This is a genomic window from Candidatus Borrelia undatumii (assembly GCF_020882015.2).
Classification (GTDB): domain Bacteria; phylum Spirochaetota; class Spirochaetia; order Borreliales; family Borreliaceae; genus Borrelia.
Genome location: NZ_CP086555.2, coordinates 529,044 through 552,779, shown reverse-complemented (window position 1 = coordinate 552,779; position 23,736 = coordinate 529,044). Strand labels below are relative to the sequence as shown.

At 33.6% G+C, this 23,736-nt stretch carries 22 protein-coding genes and 2 tRNA genes; 14 read left to right on the top strand and 10 right to left on the bottom strand.

Annotation, left to right across the window (positions count from 1 at the left end; genetic code table 11):
- Positions 1–12: 12 nt before the first annotated feature.
- The 6 genes from LKV13_RS02715 to LKV13_RS02690 all read left to right on the top strand — a co-directional run bounded on the left by LKV13_RS02715 (position 13) and on the right by LKV13_RS02690 (position 3,626).
- Positions 13–708, top strand: coding sequence for a Bax inhibitor-1/YccA family protein (locus LKV13_RS02715; RefSeq protein WP_229089065.1), 696 nt, complete (start codon positions 13–15; stop codon positions 706–708).
- Positions 709–780: 72 nt separating this feature from the next.
- Positions 781–1,131: a bactofilin family protein gene (locus tag LKV13_RS02710; RefSeq protein WP_229089709.1), complete on the top strand. Its 351-nt coding sequence runs from the start codon at positions 781–783 to the stop codon at positions 1,129–1,131.
- Positions 1,128–1,763 (top strand): tetratricopeptide repeat protein, encoded by a 636-nt coding sequence (locus LKV13_RS02705; RefSeq protein ID WP_229089064.1) that lies wholly within the window; start codon positions 1,128–1,130, stop codon positions 1,761–1,763. The genes LKV13_RS02710 and LKV13_RS02705 overlap by 4 nt, the downstream gene beginning before the upstream one ends.
- A gap of 46 nt (positions 1,764–1,809) precedes the next feature.
- Positions 1,810–1,882, top strand: a tRNA-Lys gene (locus tag LKV13_RS02700).
- Between the two features lie 85 nt (positions 1,883–1,967).
- Positions 1,968–2,040 (top strand) — tRNA-Lys (locus LKV13_RS02695).
- Positions 2,041–2,162: 122 nt separating this feature from the next.
- Positions 2,163–3,626 (top strand): hypothetical protein, encoded by a 1,464-nt coding sequence (locus LKV13_RS02690; protein ID WP_229089063.1) that lies wholly within the window; start codon positions 2,163–2,165, stop codon positions 3,624–3,626.
- Here the strand turns inward: LKV13_RS02690 and LKV13_RS02685 are convergent, their stop codons facing one another.
- Genes LKV13_RS02685 through LKV13_RS02670 form a run of 4 tightly spaced genes read right to left on the bottom strand, consistent with a single transcriptional unit; the run spans position 3,627 to position 8,734 of the window.
- Positions 3,627–6,437, bottom strand: coding sequence for a M16 family metallopeptidase (locus LKV13_RS02685; protein ID WP_229089062.1), 2,811 nt, complete (start codon positions 6,435–6,437; stop codon positions 3,627–3,629).
- Positions 6,434–7,177 (bottom strand): hypothetical protein, encoded by a 744-nt coding sequence (locus tag LKV13_RS02680; protein WP_229089061.1) that lies wholly within the window; start codon positions 7,175–7,177, stop codon positions 6,434–6,436. The genes LKV13_RS02685 and LKV13_RS02680 overlap by 4 nt, the downstream gene beginning before the upstream one ends.
- Before the next feature lie 19 nt (positions 7,178–7,196).
- Entirely contained in the window at positions 7,197–7,955 is a 759-nt protein-coding gene (xth, locus tag LKV13_RS02675; RefSeq protein ID WP_229089060.1) for an exodeoxyribonuclease III, read from the bottom strand.
- A gap of 20 nt (positions 7,956–7,975) precedes the next feature.
- Positions 7,976–8,734 (bottom strand): MBL fold metallo-hydrolase, encoded by a 759-nt coding sequence (locus LKV13_RS02670; RefSeq protein ID WP_229089059.1) that lies wholly within the window; start codon positions 8,732–8,734, stop codon positions 7,976–7,978.
- A 316-nt stretch (positions 8,735–9,050) separates the two neighbouring features.
- Here LKV13_RS02670 and LKV13_RS02665 point away from each other — a divergent pair, with 316 nt between their 5' ends.
- From LKV13_RS02665 to LKV13_RS02655, 3 genes are read left to right on the top strand one after another with little or no spacing between them, the layout of a single operon-like run.
- A complete protein-coding gene (locus LKV13_RS02665) occupies positions 9,051–10,343 on the top strand; it encodes a hypothetical protein (protein WP_229089058.1) in 1,293 nt (430 codons plus the stop codon).
- 2 nt (positions 10,344–10,345) lie between these two features.
- The gene (locus tag LKV13_RS02660) at positions 10,346–10,963 is read left to right on the top strand and encodes a glucosaminidase domain-containing protein (RefSeq protein WP_373464033.1); all 618 of its coding nucleotides are present in this window, start codon (positions 10,346–10,348) and stop codon (positions 10,961–10,963) included.
- Positions 10,950–11,756: a TIGR02757 family protein gene (locus tag LKV13_RS02655; RefSeq protein ID WP_229089057.1), complete on the top strand. Its 807-nt coding sequence runs from the start codon at positions 10,950–10,952 to the stop codon at positions 11,754–11,756. Before LKV13_RS02660 ends, LKV13_RS02655 begins: the two co-directional genes overlap by 14 nt.
- Before the next feature lie 262 nt (positions 11,757–12,018).
- Here the strand turns inward: LKV13_RS02655 and LKV13_RS02650 are convergent, their stop codons facing one another.
- From LKV13_RS02650 to LKV13_RS02640, 3 genes are read right to left on the bottom strand one after another with little or no spacing between them, the layout of a single operon-like run.
- Positions 12,019–12,171: a hypothetical protein gene (locus LKV13_RS02650; RefSeq protein ID WP_229089056.1), complete on the bottom strand. Its 153-nt coding sequence runs from the start codon at positions 12,169–12,171 to the stop codon at positions 12,019–12,021.
- 58 nt (positions 12,172–12,229) lie between these two features.
- Positions 12,230–13,027, bottom strand: coding sequence for a type III pantothenate kinase (locus LKV13_RS02645; protein ID WP_229089055.1), 798 nt, complete (start codon positions 13,025–13,027; stop codon positions 12,230–12,232).
- Positions 13,020–14,828: a hypothetical protein gene (locus LKV13_RS02640; RefSeq protein WP_229089054.1), complete on the bottom strand. Its 1,809-nt coding sequence runs from the start codon at positions 14,826–14,828 to the stop codon at positions 13,020–13,022. Before LKV13_RS02640 ends, LKV13_RS02645 begins: the two co-directional genes overlap by 8 nt.
- 118 nt (positions 14,829–14,946) lie before the next feature.
- Between LKV13_RS02640 and LKV13_RS02635 the strand changes: the two genes are divergently transcribed.
- The gene (locus tag LKV13_RS02635; RefSeq protein ID WP_229089053.1) at positions 14,947–15,399 is read left to right on the top strand and encodes a hypothetical protein; all 453 of its coding nucleotides are present in this window, start codon (positions 14,947–14,949) and stop codon (positions 15,397–15,399) included.
- A gap of 93 nt (positions 15,400–15,492) precedes the next feature.
- Here LKV13_RS02635 and LKV13_RS02630 read toward each other — a convergent pair whose 3' ends face one another.
- From LKV13_RS02630 to LKV13_RS02620, 3 genes are read right to left on the bottom strand one after another with little or no spacing between them, the layout of a single operon-like run.
- Positions 15,493–17,073 (bottom strand): SpoIIE family protein phosphatase, encoded by a 1,581-nt coding sequence (locus LKV13_RS02630; RefSeq protein WP_229089052.1) that lies wholly within the window; start codon positions 17,071–17,073, stop codon positions 15,493–15,495.
- The gene (gene nadE / locus LKV13_RS02625; protein WP_229089051.1) at positions 17,066–18,616 is read right to left on the bottom strand and encodes an NAD(+) synthase; all 1,551 of its coding nucleotides are present in this window, start codon (positions 18,614–18,616) and stop codon (positions 17,066–17,068) included. The genes LKV13_RS02630 and nadE overlap by 8 nt, the downstream gene beginning before the upstream one ends.
- Before the next feature lie 42 nt (positions 18,617–18,658).
- Entirely contained in the window at positions 18,659–19,141 is a 483-nt protein-coding gene (locus LKV13_RS02620; RefSeq protein ID WP_229089050.1) for a glutathione peroxidase, read from the bottom strand.
- Between the two features lie 256 nt (positions 19,142–19,397).
- On the opposite strand from LKV13_RS02620, the gene LKV13_RS02615 reads away from it, so the two are divergent.
- The 4 genes from LKV13_RS02615 to rlmB are packed head-to-tail and all read left to right on the top strand — an operon-like array spanning position 19,398 to position 23,702.
- Positions 19,398–19,946, top strand: a complete 549-nt coding sequence (locus LKV13_RS02615; protein ID WP_229089049.1) for a nucleotide exchange factor GrpE — start codon at positions 19,398–19,400, stop codon at positions 19,944–19,946.
- Positions 19,947–19,970: 24 nt separating this feature from the next.
- On the top strand, positions 19,971–21,869 hold the full coding sequence (gene dnaK, locus LKV13_RS02610; protein WP_229089048.1) for a molecular chaperone DnaK: 1,899 nt from the start codon (positions 19,971–19,973) through the stop codon (positions 21,867–21,869).
- Positions 21,869–22,966, top strand: a complete 1,098-nt coding sequence (gene dnaJ / locus LKV13_RS02605; protein ID WP_229089047.1) for a molecular chaperone DnaJ — start codon at positions 21,869–21,871, stop codon at positions 22,964–22,966. The genes dnaK and dnaJ overlap by 1 nt, the downstream gene beginning before the upstream one ends.
- A gap of 1 nt (position 22,967) precedes the next feature.
- Positions 22,968–23,702, top strand: a complete 735-nt coding sequence (gene rlmB, locus LKV13_RS02600; RefSeq protein ID WP_229089046.1) for a 23S rRNA (guanosine(2251)-2'-O)-methyltransferase RlmB — start codon at positions 22,968–22,970, stop codon at positions 23,700–23,702.
- Positions 23,703–23,736 lie beyond the last annotated feature (34 nt).

Sequence of the window (23,736 nt, the reverse complement as noted above, 5' to 3'; positions counted from 1 at the left end):
GGAGGAACTATTATGTTTGAATTAACTCAAGATAAGCAAGAGATAAGGATAAAAAATAAATTCTTGGCTCAAGTTTTTGGACTAATGGCAGTTGGTCTTTTAATATCTGCGGTATTTGCCTATACAACGTCTGAGAATGTAGTGATGAGGGCCATAGTTTTCTCAAACCCGATGTCATTTATGGCGATAGTACTTGTACAATTCGGGCTTGTTTACGCAATAAGCGGTGCGATTGAAAAAATATCAAGTAGTACAGCAACGGCTCTTTTTTTAGGATACTCAGCTCTAACAGGCGTAACACTGTCTTCTGTTTTCTTGATATACACCCAGGGTTCAATTTTTTATACATTCGGAATCACTTCTTTAACCTTCCTTGCAATGTCTTTTTATGGATATACAACCAGCACAGATCTTACAAAAATGGGAAGTTACTTTGTAATGGGTTTATGGGGTGTTGTTATCGCTTCTATTTTTAATATATTCTTCAGGAGTTCAGGGCTTAATTTTTTAATCTCAATAGTAGGGGTAGTATTGTTCACAGGCTTAACAGCTTATGATGTTCAAAATATTTCTAGGATGAACAGGAGGTTGGAAGATGGAACTGAGCTTAAAAATAGGATGGTGGTCGTGGCTTCCTTAAAACTCTATCTAGATTTCATAAACTTATTCCTGTACCTACTGAGATTTCTAGGACAAAGGAGAGACTGAAGGCAAATTGTTTTTAAGTTGTTACATTAGGCCAAAAGTGGGTGCGTATTGCATTCATTTTTGGGGGTTAGCATGAGCGTAGACAGTCTAGAATTTGAAGAAAGTAGTACTCAAAATGTTATAAAGAGTAGTTTTGAATTTGAAGGGTATATAGAAAGCAATAAGCCAATAGTGGTTGAAGGCTTACTTAAAGGGTACATAAAATCCACGAGTTCAGTATATTTAAGAGAAAAGGCTGATGTAGAGGCGGAAATTAAATGCAACAATTTTTTGACTCACGGAACTATGAGGGGCAATGTTGAAGCTTTGGATGCAATAAGAATTTACAAAACTGGCAAACTGATTGGTAATATCAAAACGAAAGAACTTTCTATAGATTCGGGGGCAATATTTAAAGGGAATTGCGTGATGGAGGAAATATGATACATAGAATATCTCCCTTGAAAACAATCTTGCTTGTCTTTTCGTATTCAAGTCTTTTGGTTGCGCAAGAGAGGGAAGATTCGCTTCTGCTGTACAGAGAAGGTAGATTTAAAGAAGCCATTATAAATACCCAAGAGGAACTAAATAGGAATCCAAATAACCTAGATGCGAGAGTGATACTCATATGGAGCTTAATAGGTGCAGGAGAATATAAGAACGCCGAGCTGGAATCTATGAAGGGACTTACAATAAAAAGATATGATTCAAGGGTAATCCAAGCATTGGGGGAGTCTTATTTTTTTCAAAAGCAATATAAAAACGCTCTCAAGTATTTCCAAGAATACATTGGCCTTGACCCAAATGGAGCAAGGATAATGAAGGTATACAATCTAATGGCAGATTGTTTCTACAAACTTGAAAGATATAATGAAGCCGATTTTGCATACGAGAATGCTTTAAGGTTCTTGCCCAATAATCAAAATTTGCTACTAAAACTTGCAAGGGCAAGAATTAATGCAAAAAACAAAGTTTTAGCAAGGAAGGCTCTAACAACATTACTAGGCTTAAACCCCAACCATTTAGAAGCAAGAAAATTGCTAGAAAATATTGAAAAAAGTGATCATAATTCTTGACATTGCACTTATAAAAACTTATTCTATTTACTAGTTTGACAATGAAGGGCTGCTAGCTCAAGTGGTAGAGCGTCGGACTCTTAATCCGCCGGTTACAGGTTCAAGTCCTGTGCAGCTCAAAAACTTGAGACTTGCTTTGGGGTGTATGTTGGTGTATTCTTAGGCAGTGGTGTCATTGGATTTGGTAGACTTAATTTGTCTGTTGGGCTCATAGCTCAGATGGTAGAGCAGCGCCCTTTTAAGGCGTTGGCCGTAGGTTCGAGTCCTACTGAGCTCATCGTGTCCTCTTCGTCTATCGGTTAGGACTCCAGGTTTTCATCCTGGCAAGAGGGGTTCGACTCCCCTAGAGGATGTTTCAAGGAGAGGGTCTTATTGACTTCTCTCTTTTTTTGTGTAGTGGTGAAAAAGTTCTTAGCAGTATTGTTTTTATTAACGAGTCTTGGTAGGGTGGATGCGAGCAAAGGAGAGGGGGTGCCAGACGAAGATCATCGGGCTGTCTTAAGGTGCGACAGAAGGGTAAGCACCCTTTTTCTGGATCTTAAGATAAACGAGAACGCAAGTATAGAAGTTACTACTCAAAGTGGTGCCCGTCTGTATGAAATCCCAAAAGTAATCAATCCGGATGTAAAGCTGGAAGTAGAGATAGCAATGGACGATATCTCGTCTATTACCCTGAATAATATTGAAAGAAAAGTCGCAAACACAGAAATAGAAGAATCAAAATCCAAAAAGCTAAAAGTGCTAATTAGTCAAAACGAGTATTCTATTGAATTTAATCTTGAAAAAAACACCTTTCCTATTATGGGATTTAAAGCTCGAGAAAAAATATTAAATCCCATAATTTCGGAGTTATATTCCGAAAAAGAAACTCAAAAAATAGCATTATCTAACATCTTAAAGTACACATCACTGAAAAACGAAAACGACGAAATAAAACTTAGTAGAAATAATAAGATGATTCAAATAAGTGAAATTGGATATATCAATATGAATGACTATTATGATATCAACAAACCAATAAATTCTGATTTAAAATTTATTCTTAACTATAAAAAAGAGAATTATAGAAGAGATTCTTTTGAGATCTTTAACCTCATAGCAGATCCTGAAATATACATATTAAAATTTAAGCGCTTAAAGGATCAATCTTTAATGCTTAAAAGATTGGCCTTTTTTACAGAGAAGAAAAATTTTAGAGGTAAGATATTATCAAACAAAGAACTAGAAAACAAAAAAGGATGGACGGGACATAACTACAGACTAGAGGATATAGTTGAATTTTTCAATATGGCTAAAAAAATGAATGCCAAGTTAAACAAAGAGGAGCTTATATTAAGAAACATCATCATAATTAATAAACTAGTATACATTAAAGACCATACATTGCGAGTCAAAGATAAATCGAGAAATATTGCATTAGCTTCTTATTCAGAAGATGAAAGTATGTCAAAAGCAGCTCAAATGATAATATTCATGCATGAAATTTTACATATGTATTTCTTCACAGATAACAATATTAATAAAGAAATCTCTGATTTGTGGCATAACGATATCCCTCAAAAAGAAAAGAGAGCTTGGATCAAATTTTTAGACAATAAGGGTTATGATATTAAAACTAATGGACTAGTAATAAACGAATTTTATGCCTACACTATCCAAATTCCAAAAGAGGACATTGCAGAATTTTTGATTAGTACTACATATTTCCCCAAATCCGGTGTCAAAAATTACGAAGGGTGGGCTTCGAAGTTAGAAGAACTATTGTGGAACAAGAAAGGACTAATAGCCGGAGAGCTGCTAGTCCTTTTAAAAGATGAGATAACAAAAGATAAAAACATACCTTTTAGCCAAAATCCAAATTAATTATTCCTTTTCTGGTACCAAAACAATTTCTGTCTTCTGATTAAAATCAATCTTCTTCAACAATGAATTTATAGTATTTTTGTTTAAATTATTTTCAATAAAAGTAGTGCTCATATTATCCCCGAAAGTGCCCGTCCAAAGAAGAGAATCTGATATTGAAGAACACCAATACCAATTAGATTGAGATTTAATTTCCTCCTCTTTAATGATATTTTTCTTAACGTAATCAAAATCTTCTTCTGTGTAATCTATCTTTTGTCTCTCCAGTATATAGTCATTAACAGATTTCAAGACATTATCAAGTACTTTAGGCTCAACTGTAAAATTCACAACTACAAAGCCATCTGAATGCGCATATTTTCTAACAGAATAGTCAAAATATGCGCTTATTGAATAAACACTAGACATATCCCTTCTAATATTCTTAATAAGACCATCTGTTAAAAGCAAAGTTAAAGCCTCATAATTTAAAGCATCCTCGGGTGTATAATTGAATTTAAAGGGATACAAAACATGCACAATGCCACTTGAGTCCTCGCCTTTTCGTACAACTATTCTATCCGTACCTTTCTTATAGGAAAAGTCTAAATCTTTAAACTCATCCCTTTTTTCAGAGCTCAGATTGCCTATGTACTTCCTTGAAAGAGTCTTGATTATATTTAAATCTATATCTCCCACAAACACAAATTTGAAGTTATTTGCATAGGTAAATCTTTTTTTATAAAAATCCAAGAGGACTTCTTTTGTCATATTTGTCAAATCAGATTCCTTAATATCTCTGTAACGATAATCATCATTATTATAAAACCCCTGAACAACTCTCCTAAACAGATATTTAGAATCATTCTCATTACTCTTAATGACAGCTTTTATGTCCTCAACAGTATTCTGCAAGACAATATCATCTATTTTTGGTTCTTTGAATGTAAAATATATGAGCTCAAAAAGAGTTTCAAGGTCCTTGACCTCAGCACTACCACTAATCCTTGTCTTTTGAAAATCAACTGCTGGATTTAAATTTACGACCTTGTCTGCCAAATATTTTTCAACTTGAAGTTGAGAATAATCCCCATATCCTGATTTTGAAACCAATCTTGGCGCTAGAGCCAAAACAGGAATAAAATCAGCGTCCTCATTTAACAAACCACCCCAAGAATTTGCTTGAAGAGCAACCACATTCTTCTTTTGTTCATTATATTTAAAGTAAACCTCAACTCCATTCTCAAGCGTAAAGGATGAAACTCCTCCAAATAATTCCTTCTCGTCAATAATATCTTTGCTTTCTAAATCTTCTTTTAAAAATTTTCCCTGAACTGACACGTCTTCATAAGGAATACTTTCTCTTTTTAAAGCAAGCTCTTTCATCTCCTGAATTTCCTCAAAAGTCAAACTAAGATGAGATTTACTAGAATAAGAGTAAATAATAGAACTGGCTTCCACATACGCCTCACTCCTAGCAAATTCCGTTATCGCAGCTAGGCTAATTTTATTTAGATAATCAATAGCAATGTTGTAATATTCATTCATATCAAGCATCTCATTACCTTCTGAGGCAGCTTTTACTAAAATATCCATGATACTAGATGAATTTCTCTTCCCTATGTTATCTCTGGCTAGCTTGTAAGAACCTATAAGCTGAGACTTAACCTTGTCTACTTCTCCTTGAGTAAACCCAAATTTCTTTATTCTTTCAAATTGATAAAAAAATTCTTCAATGCCCTCTTTTAAATGATCTGGGTTTAAATCAACAGAAATCTGATCAATTAAAATGTGCCTATCATCCGACTTTAACGGAGAACTATGTTTATCAAAAGACATAAAGTGATTAATTCCAGAAGTCTTTAACTCGGAAAACCTATTCCCAAAAAGACCATCCAACAAAGCTTGCTCTGTATTTTTTTTAACATAATCAATAGTGGGCGAAACATCGTAAATCTCCTTTTTAATAAAAGCCACACCAGGAAACGGTTTCTCAAAATCTTCTATGCTAACAAATTTTTCACCCATTACTGTATCCAGATTTACTCTAATCTTTTCTATCTCACTCTCAGGTTTTGTCAAGGATGAAAATTTTTCCCTTATCTTTTTTTCAATCTTATCAGGCTCAATGTCTCCTACAATAATAATACTAGTAAGATCTGGTCTATACCACTTTCTATAAAACTCCTTAAAATTTTCTGATTTAAAAGATAAAATCCTCTCTTCAAGACCAATAGGAAATCTGTCCGCATATCTACTATTGCCAAGAATAAACTTAAACATTTTTTCAATAATTCTATTAGGATAACGCTCTCCACGCTTCTTCTCTTCAATAATGATATTACGCTCTTTCTCTATTTCTACTTCATCTAATTCCATCTGAGAGGCCCAGTTCTTCAACACATTTAAAGCCTCATCAACCTCTTCCTCATTATTGCCATCAGGCAAATCAAGACTATAGTAAGTCTTATCAAAAGTAGTGTATGCGTTAATATCAGCTCCAAATGCCATTCCAAACTTTTTAAGAACTTTCAAAATACTCTCACCACCCGGATAATCTCCCGTCCCTTTAAAAGCCATATGCTCAAGATAATGAGCCAGACCTCTCTCATGTTCTTCCTCATTTAAGGAACCAACATTAAATAAAATCCCCATATATACAGCCTTCTCCGGCGTTTTATTAGCATAAACATAATATTTAAGACCATTATCAAGCTGACCATTTATTAGGCTTTTATCTGTCTTCAATTTGGCGGGAGCACAGGATAGAAGAAGAAACGCTAAAATTAAAACGATAACCTTAAACATACTATTGACATCTCGATATTTCATTTAATTCTCCTTGAATTTGTCTCTACATTATAAGCTTTTTTAATCTCTTTAAGGATAGATGAAAATCCAAAATCATACCAATCCTTTGTGCTCTTTAGTTTTGCAATAGGAAATAGTTCGTAAAACAGAAACAATAGTTCCATCCTAGATAAACTCGAAATATCACCAAGGTACACCTTTTTATCAAACTCACTAATGTAGACAAAAGGACCATCTTTATCTGATTCGAATCTATTAAAATTAGGGTTTAAAATACTCTCCTTATAAATCTCAATAGTAGTATGCTCGCTGGGCGCATCACCATAGCTTTTAACATGAAAAGAATCCAGAATAACAAAATTACCATTTTGAAACCCCACATTTCGCCCATCTAGGGTTTTTAAAAACCTATCTTCACTGTCACAATAAACCAAAATATTTAAGGCCTCTGTTACATTTAAAGCAAGTTTTGCACTACTATAGCTATCCGGTCGTCTTAAAGACTCAGCATGTTGTAGATCACCCACTTTATCATCTTGCAACACCCGAATATCTCTTTCAGCTAAAGCTTCCTTTGCCAAGCCAACATATGTTGAAATGTTGCCGTCTTGACTCAAATACTTTTCCCGCTCAAGTAAATGAATTACCAAAACTAGTTCTTTCCTATCAAGACTGCGATAGAAATCAATATCTTCTAAATCAGTGCCAAAAGTAAATCCGTGAACAAAAAAAATAAGAATAATTAAGAAACACTTATTCATATACCATCCCCAGTTATTACTAATCTAGGTGCAAAAAAATAGGACAATGATCACTTCCCATTACTTCGCCCAAAATTAAAGAATCTTTCACTCTAGATCTAAAAACTTCATTCACAATAAAATAATCAATCCTCCAACCAATATTGCGTTCCCTTGCCCTTGTTCTATAATCCCACCAAGTATAGTTACCTGGTTCCTTATTAAACATTCTAAATGTATCAACATAGCCCTCATTTAAAAAATTACCCATCCAAGTAGTTTCCTCAACATAATACCCAGCGGAATCTCTGCTAGCCTTGGGATTAGATAAATCAATCTCAGTATGTGCAATATTAAAATCACCGCATATGATAAGGTTCTTTCCAGAACTTGTAAACGAATGTGCAAGGTTCCTAATATTCATTAAAAAATCAAGCTTGAACTGTAGTCTTCTTCTTAACGATTGAGAATTGGGGAAATAGGCATTAATAAGAATAAAATCACGATAATGCGCAACAAGACTTCTTCCTTCCCTATCAAAGATATCCTTACCCATATTTTCCACTCTAACGGGCTCACTCTTCGTATAAATACCAACCCCGCTATACCCCCTTATTGTGGTTTCTGAAAAATATGAAAAATATCCCTCAAGATTAACAAGCTCTTTTGGCAATTGCTCCCTACAAGCCTTAGTTTCTTGAAGACACAAAATGTCTGGATTATATTTTTCAACGAATCCAAGGAAACCTTTCTTAAAAAGAGCTCTTATTCCATTTACATTCCAAGAAATCAAATCCACAAAGCCTACCAACCTTTAAGTCAAATATGTATCTGAAGCCCGTCGTAAGCCAAATAAATACCATCCTTATTTAAATAATCAAACTCTTCATGCATTATATCATGTGCTATGTGGGTAAAATAAGCAACTTTGGGTTTTATTCTTTTAACCTCACTAATAGCTTCATCAAAATTCAAATGTCCAGGATGGGGCCTGATTCTTAAAGCATCTATTATTAATACATCTAAACCAGTTAAATATTTATAAGAAACTTCCGGAATAGACTTAACATCAGTAAGATATGCTAGATTGTTTATTTTATACCCTAGGCTAATTACATCCCCATGCAACAAAGGGATTGGCATTATTTCTACTCCCTTAAAAACAATCGGCTCTAATTCTATGGCTAAATTGGGGATGATGTTAGCTCTTCCACTTATGGACGCTTCTGTTGTAAAATTGTGGGGGAACGCATTTCTAATGTGTTGCATCGTGCTCCCTCGAGCGTATACATTCAAAGGAATGTGTCTTGTATAAAATTTAATATCATCAAATCCCATAACATGATCGTAATGCTCATGTGTGTACAATACTAAATCGAGACTAGATATATTCTCTCTTAAAAGCTGAGCTCTAATATCAGGCCCTGTATCAATCAACAAGTTAATCCCATCCACACCTAGAAGAAATGAGCTTCTAAGTCTCTTGTTTTTACCAAAACTTGAACTACACACCCTACAATCGCAGTTCAACATAGGGATGCCACTCGACGCACCTGTTCCCAGAAAAATCCCCAACACACTGCCTTCCCTTCATCTTTCAAGACATCTCATTATACCACATAAACTAAAAGGATAAATCCACACCCACAGAAAACCACACAGTCAAGTTACAGCTACTCTCTAATTTCAAATTAGATAATGGCTGTAATTCAAAATACTTTCTAAAATCACAAAATAAGTAATTACTTTGTCAACGGATGTCAGTAATTTGGCAGGCGAAAATCATGTGGTCTATATATTCTTCTTATCTTCAAGAACGTTAAGAACGTTCCATACAAATCATTTTGTAAATAACATTTTTATGCTTATAATTACTTAAGGAAAAAGTGCTTTTATGAGTGGACAGTTTTATGAGATTATGTTTTTGCTGAGTTTCAGCGCGTTTTTGGTCATAAACTTCTTCAATTTTAAAAGAGAGTTCTCGTACGAGGACTACTTCATAATTCTTCCAGGGGTATTTTTCCTGTTAGATCTGTATCTGGTGGAAATCAAGCCACTCATGTTGTATGTTGGATCTCTATTTTTAGCCTTTTTGGTAATGATCATAATTAAAAATATAAACACGATACTGTCTAGAAGAAAAGGGATAGATGGACAGCGTAATAAATTTAAGGGAATGGTTTACTCCTTACTATTTAAAGGAATATTAGTGATGCCATCAATATTGATATTACTAGTCGCTACTACATTTTCGTATCTTGGCCTGTTTACAGATTATCCAGAGGATGAACAATCTAGTTATAAAATAGGCTTTACTAGAATTAAAGACCATACAAATAACTTAAGTCTATCTGTTTGGTATCCAACCAGCCTAACTCTGGGACTTAAGAGTCAAAATCCTTTTCTTTCATACGAATTTAATCCATTTTTCATAAACGAAATGAACTATATACCAAGGTACATAAATGTGTATAAAGATGCCTTTATTAGCAATGATCAGGAGTTATACGACAGTGTGCTTATTATACTGCCCTCTCACTCTCATGATTCAATGTTTAAATTACTGGTAAATAAGCTAGTTAAGAGAGGGAACATTGTCTATTCATATTCACCCAAATATCAATCATCCCACACTAGTGACTTTATTAAAAATAACGATAATAGCTTATTGACGGATATTTCAAACAAAGCCATTAAATATTTGGTTGAACCTATGAAAATTTTAGATGAAAGAGCAGATAAAACATCTGAGATTTCCGAGGTTCAAAACATTTTTGAACTCATTAAGTCGACTCAAAAACTAGAGTTTTTGAATCTGAAGATGAACTTGGACAAGCTAACATTAATTACAATTGGAAATCAAGCAGATATCGCTAACCCAATTATTAGTCAAAACAAACAAATAAGGAAATACATAAACATAGGAGGCAAGCCCCAAACTTTAAATAAAATAAAAACTTTGCAATTGCTAATAAAGCAAGACGAAAATGAATTAAAAGAAACCCAAATGAATTCTTCATCGATAAAAGTTATAAACATGACTAATATTGGAGAAATCTCTGATTTTATATTTAGCAGAAGTTATTTAAGGAGTTTCAATTTATTTAAAGAAAAGAAATTAATGTTGCCAAGGTTTAATTTTGTTCTTAAAGAAATCGACAAATTTATTGGAGAAAGAGGGTTTTAAAAATGTTTAAAAAATCTATGCTTTTAGTAATATCGAAAATATTAGTGTTACTAACCGTAGCAGGTTACTGCGAAGACGACATAATTGAGATAAGCACTGAAATAGAGGAAGAAGGGTATATTCCTTTTCTTCTGAGCAAGGGAAGAAGTCAAGTAGGGGATCTTGTAGAATATACATTAAAAATGAACCCCTATCTTGAATCAGAATATGTTCAGATGATTGCACAGACCTACATAGATGAGGCTTTGATTGAGGGGATAAATTGCGACATAGCTTACGCACAAATGTTGCTTGAAACGGGCATTTTAAGATTTAACGGCATTGTCTCTAAAGAACAGCATAATTTTTCAGGGATAGGAGCCACTGACAATGTTACAAAGGGAAACTCCTTTTCTAACATCAAGGAAGGAATCAGGGCTCACATTCAGCACTTAAAAGCCTACGCTTCAAGACAAGATATAAATTCTAATATGGTTGATCCTAGATTTTACCTTGTCAAAAGGGGATCTGCCCCAACCATATATGACCTTACGGGCAAATGGGCACAGGACAAACTTTATGACAAAAAATTAAAAAAAATATTGATTAGATTGTTAGCATTCAACGATGCAAAAAGCTAGAGATATTACATTTGATATCCTGGAGTTTATATACAATCGATATAACAAGAGAGAGTTTATTCATCCCGATCCTTTGGAGTTTTTGTATCAATACTCGGAAATAGAAGATATTGAGCTTGTGGGTCTTGTTAGTTCATCACTGGCGCTTGGGAGAGTCGAGAAAATATTGGAAGCAATCAACAGAATTTTAAGGCCACTGGGTACAAAACCCTCGAAAAGTCTTAAATATTTTACAAAAGATGAGTTAAACATAGTATATGAAGACTTTGTTTATAGATTCTTCAAAACAGAAGACATTGTAAACCTAATAATGGCCATTAAGGAAATACAAAGCAAATACTCAACAATCGAGAATCTTTTCTACAATATTTACAAAAAAAATGGAAATTTCATATCAAGCCTAGACAACCTAATAAGTTACATGGAAAAAATTAATGAAGAACCCTTTGGCTTGTTGCTTCCAAAACCCTCAAAAGGAAGCGCATGTAAAAGATTATTTTTATTTTTAAGATGGATGATAAGAAAAGACGACGTTGATTTAGGAACCTGGAGCAGATTTAGCCCCTCAGACTTAATAGTTCCAATGGACACTCACATGACAGATATATCTTTTAAACTGTTCAATCTTAAGCATAGCAAGAGCGTAAATCTTAAGAAGGCAATAGAAGTCACGAAATATTTTTCAAAGAGTAATAAAAATGACCCCGTCAAATATGACTTTTCATTGACTCGTTTTGGTATTAACAGAGAATTTAAAAAAGAGGATTTGTTTATAAATATTCTAAAAATTTAATACTTGTACTACAAAAGTAGAAATATTAAAGAAAACCTATGCTTTTGGATACAGCACCAATACTGCAAGGAGTTATGGATATAGCACTTCATAGAACCAGCAAGATCATACCAAAGCGCAGGGGGATCCACCTTAAGAGAAAGCAGACGCCATCCAGCAAAAACGGAACAACATAGACAACTATTTCCAAAAATCTAAAAGCCCTCAGCCCATCATAGATCCCAATATGCCCAATATAAAGGGAATCCTACAACCGAAACACCTAATTGGTTTTTCTTCCGGATCTGAAAACAAAATTAACTAGACCGTAACTTACAAAATCAAAAATACAAAAATAAATCCCCAGCATACACAAGGGACAAGAAGTAAAAAAAGCAACAGCCATCGTAGACAAAATGACAAATAACAACCTCATTTACACACTCCTCACGTCTTACCACTGGTACAATAGTAACACAATATAGGTAAAATCATTAAACCTGACAGCCATAATCGCCTTTAAAAGAATTCCCCAAAATCCTAATTCCCTCAACGGTCAAATATAAATTGAAAGCAAAATCTATACTCAATAGGGGTAAAACTAAATGAGAATTGCCTCCTGTAATTATCAATTTAAATTCCTCCCTATATTTCCTAACAAGATCATAATAAACTCCCTCTATTAGGTACTTGTATTGATAAATGATTCCACTATTAACACTAGCAATTGTTGAGATCCCTAGTAATTCTTTTGGTATTGTAAGGACATAATCCTTTAAAAGATATGCGCTCTTAATTAATGCATTAAAGTTTACGAGAGGGCCTCCATTAATAAGCCCTCCTAGTATTCCATTTTCTCTACTAACAGCAAAGATAGTACAAGCCGTTCCAAGATCCACAACCAAAGCATTATCAAAATTATAAAACTCAATAGCTCCAATAAGATTTGCAAAAACATCTGAACCTAACAAAAACCGACTGTTTTTATACGGATTAAAGCTTAAATCATAATTTAAGTCGAATTTGATAAATAAAGGAATCACCTTATAAAGAGAAGTAACAACGCTTATGAGTACTTTATCAATAATTGGCACAACACTACTTACAAATACTTGACAAATCTTGTTGTCAAATTTCAAGTTAAGAAATTCATAGATCTCATTAAAGCTTAAATCGTGCTTCATTTCAAGCCTACAAAATATCTGCATTTCATCTTGCCTATATGATGCAAAAGAGATACTTGTATTTCCAACATCAATTATTAACTGGGTCTTATCAATAAGATTATTCATCAATATTCCTAGTTATCTTAATATCATCAAATCTTAATAAAATATTTGTATCTTCATTCTTTTTTGGGGTTATTTTTAAAACCAACATCTTGTTACCAGGATAATATTTCCATCCATCAGAGTATATGTAAAATTGAGGATCAGTATACCAATTAATACTTCTAAACCTAACCAAAGTAGGATTTGAAATACCCTTGAAAAAAAAATATCCAGGAGAATTTAAACTACGATTAAAATCAAGAGAATAACTAACATCGGAAATATTATAATTTGAAATTTTTGAAGCACCATATATCCAGTTTCCAATTCCAGCACTTGGAATCAAGATGAATTTTGGAAGATAATCGTTATCTACAATATCTGCATAATAAGCTTCATAAGGAATTCGATCAACCTCTTTACTCATCAAAGCATAATATATGGCGTTAAAAGAAAGTCTTAATATTAAATCATCTCCTAGCTCATAAGCCAATCTTTTAAGTAATCCTGCCACCTTTAATGTATATTCAAAATCCCAAGATAAATTATCCCTATCGCTGGGGATATAAGCCCTACCATTGCTAGATACAAGAAATAAAGTGGATATGAAATTAGCTAGCTCTTTTTTCAGTTTTCCAAAAACAAAGCTATCATCATTCAACTTTAAAAATACGATATAATTAGATAGTATGTTGTATGCTTGTATCACATTAAAGTCAAAGTTGAGTACTATTTCTGGCTCCTTTAAAATATCTAATGCCTCACTGAAAAGAGAAGCGTTCTCAGATAAAAAAATCTTCTCCAAAAGAGAAGAATCTTCTTTTAAATACCCTAAAAGCTTATCCGACTCAAGAGAATTGATAAAGGTCTTATTGACAGATAAATAGCTAAAAAATTTATCCAGCTTCTCTTCATTAACATAATAACTTGAACTTAAATAAGTTAACTTATGTTCGTTAAGATTCATCAAAGGCTCAAGCTTTGAAAAAATATCCTCATGATCCAGTCTTGTCAAAGACTCAGCCAAAAGATAGACAAATATCTCCTCATCAAAAGAATATACACTATCCTTAAGCCACCCACCCTGCTTAACGCTAAAAGCAGAATCACTACTCCATGCATTATATGCTTTGTTTTTAAACCTAACTATTGCAGAGTCAAAAACCCCTTTTTCGACTTCCTCGATTGATACATACACAACAGAAGAACTCATATCTAAAGAAATGCTTTCAGGAGCCTCTTTAGTTACAAGATCTTTGGGCTTTTCAATCTCTTTAATCAAATTTCCAATCTTAAAAAATTCTTGAGGACCAATCAGAATTTCTCTCTCATTAATTTGAGTATTTTCTCCCAAAAAAATTTCAAAATAGCAATCTTTACCCCTGATTAAAACATCTTTATCAAAAAAAATTTTATAATCATCTTCAATTTCATAATTTAGTATTAACTTCCTGGAAAGATTTGAACTAATACTAAAATTGTCCTCCGGATCAAAAGCAAATAGCAAGAAAACGTTATTCTCAAAATAAACATGGACCTCATTATGCTGCAATCTATAGGAAACAGGATTAAGATAAAGTTCACTACTAGGAATAATAAGCGGACTTTCTTTAGATAAATTTATTCTCATTCCCCTCACGCTAAGGGTGATATTATTTAAAGCATATTTGCTATCTTCAACTTTATTACTAACCAATAATTTTAAATCTTTTAATAAAAAAACACTCTGACTCAAGTCTCTAAATTGAATAAATATAATAAAAAACAAAATGAGCATACCAACTAATAAATTAAAAAAACTTATACTCAAATATTTCTTCATACCACTAGATTCTAATAATAAAAAATCAAAATATCAATGTCAGTTTGTCAGTTGTATAAAAGCAAAAAACCTAATAAAATTAACCAGGTCTAGCTTATTTAAACAGGAGTAAATGTAAATGAAAATTACAAAAAATCACATCCCAGGCACGAATCCGTATAAATCTCTCCCCAGAAAACCAATTATTGAATCGAATAAAAAAATATCAAAGAAACAGGAACAAATAAATTCAGAAATAATGAGAACACAGGAGAGAATACTGAAGCTGTATATGAGAAGATTACAAAAAAAAGATCAAACGATGCTTCAAAATTTTATTATGGAGGGGCATAGAGTCGGTTCTAAAATTTTCAATAACCTTCCTAAAATTTTAAGAGAGATAATAACTATAATGAACCTGGAATCCCTCAAGATACTACTCAAAAATACAAAAAATCCTTTCAAAATACTTTACATAAAGTTTTCTACTTGGACACTAAATAAACTATTAAAATCTCTTACCGGATTGAGCACGAACAAAGACAAACAATCTAGAAAGCAAGAGAATAAACGAGAAATCAAAAAAAGGTAAACTTATACCGTCGATTTAGAAGTTCTAGAAAATTAATCAATACCGTTTCAAAAGGCGCTTGGATGGAAAAACCCCTCTTTCCTATTTTAGCTACTAGTTGATAATAAATTCTAAAACGGAAAAATCATCCCTAAATTTATTATACTTAGACAGGCTCAGCATGCTCTTATAAATGCTCATTAAAATAAAATCATCTAAACAACGCGAATTCTCTTTGATTATTGTATGAAAGTCATCCATGGACATTATTAAGTTTCTCTTATTCTCAATTTCATAAACACCATCACTGAATAGTAGGAGATGCGAATTTTTATTTAATAAAAACTCACTTTCTTGACAAGAATATATCTCTTCAATTCCAAGAATCATCCCCCTTGAATGAAGGCAAATACTATTACCATGGCTTAAAACAATAGCGGGAGGTGCTCCTGCTGCTGCAAACTTTAAATACTTTGTCTTTACGTTCAACACACCATACCATAACGTAATAAACATATCACTCCTAAACTTAACAAAATAACTGTTAATGTATCCTAAAACCCTAGAAGGACTAATATCATCATTATTCATAACATAAGAATTAATAACGCTTGCAACACTTAAGGATAAAAGTGTAGAACCTACCCCATGTCCTGAAATATCTATTAAATAAATTACTAGTTCGTCATCACTAACAAAATAGTAGTTAAAGAAGTCACCTCCAATTCTCTCTGAAGGAATAAAAATCCAATTAGTGCTAAAAAACTCGTTTTGTACCTTATCAGGCAATAAATTTTCAATATAGTTCCCAGCCTCAATTAACCCACTCTCAAGATATTCTCTGCTTTTAAGTATAAGATCTAAATATTTCTGACCCTGTTCTACGTCCTTTTTCTTCTCAATAAAACTGCTTATCCTAGCCTCCAGAACTAACAAATCTAAACTTTTGAAAAAATAATCATCCACTTTCTCTTCAATAAAAATTTTAACAATATCTCTTCTAATTATATTGGAAACAATAATGACTGGAATCTTTTCATAAAGACTATTTTTTTTAATTTCTTTAAGTAAATTTAAAATTACCTGTACATCTCTGTCTGATAAAAAATCAAGAATGATTAAATCATAAAAATCATTACAAAGCTCTTTATTGAAAAAATCTACAGAATTTACAGAAATTACATCGTATTTCATGTTGAAATACGATGTAATTTCCTCATTGTAAGTTTTATCTCCAGAAAAAATTAATATCTTATGCCTATCCTTATCTAAAACTTGCAGTTCCTTATATTTAAGAGAGAGAGCCAAATTTTCAAGTTCAATCTCCGTAGAAGATATTATCGATGAAATCTTAAAAGAAATAGCCTTCAAAAAAGCAAGCCCAGCGTCTTTAACCCCACCATAACTCATAGAATTGTTTATCAACTCTAAAGACAAATACAGATAGGAGATTAAATCACACTTCATGCTTTTAATAAGAAATTTACCTATTTTTAACTCTTCAGAAGCTTCAAGCTCTTCTTTAAACTTATTCGATGCTTCCAGAGTTAATTCAAGATAATCTGTAATATCATCATAAAAATATCTGGGAGTTTCTTTATAAAGCTCATAAGAGTAAGTATTGATCAGCAAAAAAATCTTTTCTAACTTCAAGTTAAATTCATTTAATATACTAACAATACCAGCATTATCCATCTATCGCTAATTCAACACCTGAAACAGGCAGCAGAATATCATTACCAAAAGTACTCCTAGAAACTTTAACTACCATAGCGCCTTGCCTCCTCTTATACTCACTACCAGAATAAAGGTCTAATACTTTCGTGACTAATTCTTTTCCAAAAGCTTCATACAGCAAATCCAAAGGTTCATTTTCAATTAAATATCTAGTCAATATCTCATCAAGAACTTCATATCTGGGAATAGAATCGCTATCTTTTTGCTCAGGCCTTAACTCAGCAGAAGGCTCTTTTAAAATAATATTAATAGGGATAACGTCTCTACCCTCTTTTAAATTAATATGTTTTGCAAGTTCATATACATCGCCTTTAAACAAATCCCCAATCAAGGCAATTCCCCCACAAGAGTCGCCATAAAGCGTGCAATAACCAACAGCAACTTCACTTTTATTGCCGGTATTTAGAAGCAAAGAACGATTTGCATTGCTATAAGACATTAAAAGAAGGCCTCTAAGCCTTGCCTGCAAATTCTCCTCAGTAATTCCCTCTGTATTAAAATATGCACTCAAAAATTCCAAAGTGGTTGAAAACACCACCTCAATGGGCATGTTAATCAACCCAAATCCTAATCCCCTAGCCAGCTCTTTTGCGTCAGAAACAGACCCATCCGATGAAAATCTACTAGGCATAGAAATGCCAATAACTTTATCCGAACCTAAAGCATAACACGCAAGATAAGCGACAACAGCAGAATCAATGCCTCCCGAAATACCCAAATGAACTCTATCAAACCCAGCAAGGCAAACATATTCCCTTAAAGCAGTTACCAACGCTGAGATCATCCTATCAAGCATTACAAAAGAAGAATCAAATTTCAACACATGAAATCCTTCATTCAATAAAGTATCTTCTTCAAACTCTCTAGCTTGAATTAGCTTTCCGTGTTTGTTAATAAAAAAACTCAGGCCATCAAACACAACGGAATCATGAACACCATATAAATTAGCATAAGCAACTTCCATATCATTCTCAATAGCCACTCTTTCAAAAAAAGAAAGTCTTAAATTATTTTTTTCTCTAGTAAAACAAGATTTTGATGGAATCAAGAGATATTGAGATTCCCCTAAACAAGTCCTAAGCCCATCTCCAATCTCCTTAAATAAAAGACGATCCTCAAAATTCAAGACGGCAATACATTGCTCCCTGTATTTAAATAAAACTGGAACATTGACTTCTCTGGTTGTCAAAACAAATTCATTACCGCTTACTACAGACACACAGTCTACTATCTCTCCCCCACAAAGATCATAATGCCCAAATACAACACACAGCCTATTGTCAGTTTGATTTTTTATAAAATTAATACAATCAAGATTTATTTTCAAAAATTCTGGTCTATTTAATAAATTTTCATATCCAACATGACCGACAAACAAAAAAGGAAAAACCACGATGTCAACATTATTTTGTAAGGCATACTCACACTTTTTTTTAAATTCATCTAAGGTCTCATTAAGCCCAGAAACCCTGTGCCTCGTCTGAGCTATGCATATTCTCACAAGCTAAATCATAAGCAATAATATCAAAAATTACAACAAGAGCTACCTCAAATTCAATAATCTTTCAATTTTACCCTTGATACTCATTGGAGTAACCCTAGAATCATACCTACCCACTATCTCACCTTCTCTGTTGACTAAAAACTTAGTAAAATTCCAGCGAATATCTCCTTTAAACGCTTGAGGAGACTTTTCTGTTAAATACTTATATAGGGGATGCGCATTCTCACCATTAACTTCAATTTTAGAAAAAATCGGAAATGAGACGTTATAAATTGTCTGACAAAATCTTAAAATCTCCTCATTTGCCCCAGGCTCCTGTAAACCAAACTGGTTGCAAGGAAATCCTAATATGAAAAGCCCCTTCCTCTTATATATCCTGTAAAGCATTTCAAGATCTTGATATTGACTTGTATAACTGCAATTACTTGCCACATTCACAATAAGTAATACCTTGCGCATATAATCTGAAATGGAAATCTCAGGACCAGATGCAAGCCTTACCCTAAAATCATAAATACTCATAAAATCCTCCAAAGGCATTTAGCAAATTAGGTGCCTCGCTTTTAAATAAAGGAATAAATATTTTTTGACAAAAAAATACACATAAAAATTTTCCAACTTTAAAATATGTGTAAATATTATACTAATACAACTGAATAGTCAAAATTCATTCTTTTAAAGGTAATCAAAACGAACCAAACTTATCGCAAATTCTTCTTCAAAAAAATTTGTAAAACATTTTTTTTAAAGATAGAATACTCTACGGAAGGAGGCTAAAATGGAAGAAAAGAAAAAAGATGAAGAATCTGAGAAGACTAAAGAACAAGAAAATAGTATGCTCCCAGGGAAAGATAGCTTCAGTATGGAGAAGAAAATTGCCGAACTAGAAAGTGAAATTTCGAATATGAAGGATCTGTATTTAAGGAAACAAGCGGAATTTGAAAACTTCAGAAAAAGACTTGAAAAGGATAAGGATAATTTCATTAAATTTGCAAACGAAAACATAATGAAAGACATAGTTAACTTTCTTGACAACCTGGAAAGAGCAATAGATTCATCACAAAAATCAAAGGATTTTGATACTTTACTGTCAGGCATTAGCATGATTGAAAACGAAATACTCTCTAGTTTTGACAAAAAATATAACCTGAAGAAATTTGGAAATCTTGGTGATATTTTTGATCCAAGTCAACATGAGGCGCTGGGTATAGAAGAAAAAGAAGATCTTAAAGTCCCAGAAATAGTGGAAGTGTACCAAAAAGGGTATTGCTACAATAATCGCATATTAAGAACTGCGAAGGTTAAAGTCGCACAAAGCAAGAACTAACATAAAAATAAAAGGAGGTTATGTATGGGAAAAATTATAGGAATTGACTTGGGAACAACAAATTCATGTGTTGCCATAATGGAACACGGAAAACCTGTCGTGATACAAAATTCAGAAGGAGGAAGAACCACACCGTCAATTGTGGCCTACACAAACAAGGGAGAAAGACTTGTGGGGCAAGTTGCAAAGAACCAAATGGTTACAAACCCTGAAAATACCATATATTCAATAAAAAGATTCATGGGAAGAAGGTTTGAAGAAGTTGCAAGTGAAATCAAGATGGTTCCTTATAAAGTAGAAAAGGGTCAAAACGGAGATGCTCGTGTAAATATTTCCAACATAAAGAAACAAATGTCACCTCCGGAAATATCTGCTGCAACTCTTACAAAAATGAAAGAAACAGCAGAGGCTTATTTGGGAGAGGCCGTTACGGAGGCTGTAATTACAGTGCCTGCTTACTTTAACGATGCACAAAGGCAGGCAACAAAAGATGCCGGCAAGATCGCAGGACTTGATGTTAAAAGGATTGTTAATGAACCTACAGCTGCAGCTCTTGCTTATGGAATTGAAAAAAAGCATGAGGAAATAGTTGCTGTTTATGACCTTGGTGGGGGAACCTTTGATATCTCAATACTTGAACTCGGGGATGGTGTTTTTGAAGTTAAATCAACAAATGGTGACACTCATCTTGGTGGAGACAATTTTGATGATGAAATCATTAAACACTTGATTACAGAGTTTAAAAGAGATAGTGCTATTGATCTGTCAAATGATAAAATGGCACTTCAAAGACTTAAAGAAGCTTCTGAGAAGGCAAAAATAGAACTCTCTGGCGCTCAGGAAGCATCAATTAATCTTCCATTTATTACAGCGGATGCAAATGGCCCTAAACACCTACAATACACTTTAACAAGGGCAAAATTTGAACAGATGGTAGATCACTTGGTTCAAAAAACAAAGGAACCGTGTCTTAAGGCTATTAAAGATGCTGGTCTTAAGGCTTCTGATATAAATGAGGTAATACTAGTTGGGGGATCTACAAGAATACCAGCTATTCAAAAAATTGTAAAAGAAATATTTGGGCAAGAACCAAACAAAGGGGTAAATCCTGATGAAGCTGTTGCCATAGGAGCTGCTATTCAGGGTGGGATTTTAACAGGAGAAACTAAAGACATGGTTCTACTTGATGTTACACCCCTCTCCCTAGGAATTGAGACTCTTGGTGGGGTCATGACAAAATTAATTGAAAGAAATACTACAATTCCTACGAAGAAAAGTCAGGTATTCTCAACAGCAGCTGACAATCAGACTTCCGTAGATATTAAAGTTCTACAGGGAGAGCGTGAAATGGCAGCTCAAAATAGAGTGCTTGGCAATTTCATTCTTGACGGAATACCAGCAGCACCAAGAGGAGTTCCACAAATTGAAGTCAGCTTTGACATTGACGCCAATGGAATAGTCCATGTTTCTGCTAAAGATATGGGAACTGGAAAAGAGCAAAAGATTAGAATTGAATCTTCATCAGGTCTATCTGAAGATGAAATTGAAAGGATGGTTAAAGATGCGGAGGCTCATGCTGAGGAAGATAAAAGACTAAAAGAAGACATAGAGGCGAAAAATACTGGCAATTCCTTGATTTATCAAACAGAAAAATCTCTTAAAGAACATGGCGATAAAATCACAAGCCAGGACAAACAGACTATTGAAAGTAAAATTAAGGAGCTTAAGGACGCACTGGAAGGGACTGATGTATCTTTAATCAAATCAAAAACAGAAGAACTTCAACAAGCTTCATATAAAATAGCTGAGGTGATGTATAAGGATGCTCAAGCTAATGCGTCAAGTCAAGACAATACTCAAAACAATGCAAGTGGTGAAAGCAAGGAAGCTGATTACGAAGTTGTCGATGAGGATAAGGGGTAGTGAAAAAGGATTATTATGAAATTTTGGGGCTCTCAAAAGGAGCCTCAAAAGATGAAATCAAGAAAGCATATAGAAAAATAGCAATCAAATACCATCCTGATAAAAATCAGGGTAATAAGGAGGCTGAGACTCGCTTTAAGGAAGCCACCGAGGCTTACGAGGTTTTGGGGGATGATAATAAGCGTGCTCAATATGATAGGTTTGGACACACGGCTTTTGAAGGTGGTTCCGGGTTTAGTGGATTTTCTGGTGGATTTAGTGGGTTCTCAGACATTTTTGAAGATTTTGGAGACATTTTTGATTCATTTTTCACCGGAGGACGCGGACAAGAGAATCAAAGACAGAGCACAAAGGGCAAAGACATACCATGCCAAATAGAGATATCACTCGAAGATGCTTACTTTGGCTACAAAAACAACATTAATATCACAAGAGAAAAACTGTGCGAATCCTGCCTTGGGAAAAAATCTGAAAAGGGAACAAGTCCTTCAATATGCAACATGTGCAATGGTAGTGGACGTGTGATGCAAGGAGGAGGGTTTTTTAGAGTAACGACAACATGTCCAAAATGTCATGGAAACGGGAAAATAATATCAAATCCATGCAGATCATGTAAAGGGAGAGGAAGCTTTACAAGTCAGGAGACAATTGCACTCAATATTCCACCAGGAATTGACGATTCGCAACAAATAAAAATGAGAGAAAAAGGAAGCATAAACCCTGACAACAAAAAATATGGTGATCTTTATGTAAGAGTATCAATAAGACCCCATAAAATTTTTAAAAGAAACGGAAGAGATCTATATGCAGCTCTGCCAATAAGTATCACTCAGGCAGCGCTTGGTAAGGAAATAAAAATAAAAACAATATCCGATAAGAAGATCAAGATTAAAATTCCAAAAGGAATAGAAAATAATGAACAAATCATTATTAAGAATGAGGGAATGCCAATATTACAGACAGAAAAATTCGGAAATCTCATTTTGGTTACTAGGATCAAAATTCCTAAGAATCTAAATCAAAATTCCACTAGTTTACTGGAGGCTTTAAGTCAAGAAATAAAAGATAGCGAGGTGGTAGATTTAAGTAAAGTCTGATATGTATATTACACACACCAACTCTGTAATTGAAAGTATAAAAAACAACAAAGGATTTGAGTTATATGTTTCAAAGGTAAGTCCAAAAATCAGGAATATTGAAGAATTGGCTAGAAAACACGATGTAAGGGTGATCAAAGTCAGTGATGTTTCTAGAATAATTGGAAGCAGCTCTCACAGGGGGTTTGCTCTGCGATTGGATAACTTAATATTCCAAAATATGAACACTAGCAAGAAGAGTTTAGAGGAATCTTTAAAAGAATTTAAACAAAAAAGTGATGCGTTTATCTTAATACTGGACGGGATTGAAGATCCTCAAAACCTTGGCGCAATTCTTAGGACTTCAGAACAATTTGGTATTGATCTTGTAATTACTAGTCAGAGGCACTGTGCCAAAAATAACTCAACCATCCTGCGCACTAGCTCTGGGGCAAGTCAATATGTTAATAAAATAGCAATCCCAAACATAAACAGTACAGTAAAACTTTTAAAAGAAAACGGATTTTGGATATATGCTAGTGACACCAAAGGAAAGGAAATAAACAACATTAAAATCAATGACACAAAAATTGCACTAATCATGGGAAATGAAGGTAGAGGGATACACAAGCTTACGAAAGAAAATTCCGATTTTTTAGTCAAAATTCCAACCAGTGGTAAAATAGACTCATTAAACGTATCTGTTTCAACAGGAATTTTAATATTTGAAATCAAAAGACAACTTAATCTACTTTAGAGTACTCATCACCCTTGGAACACATAAGAACCCA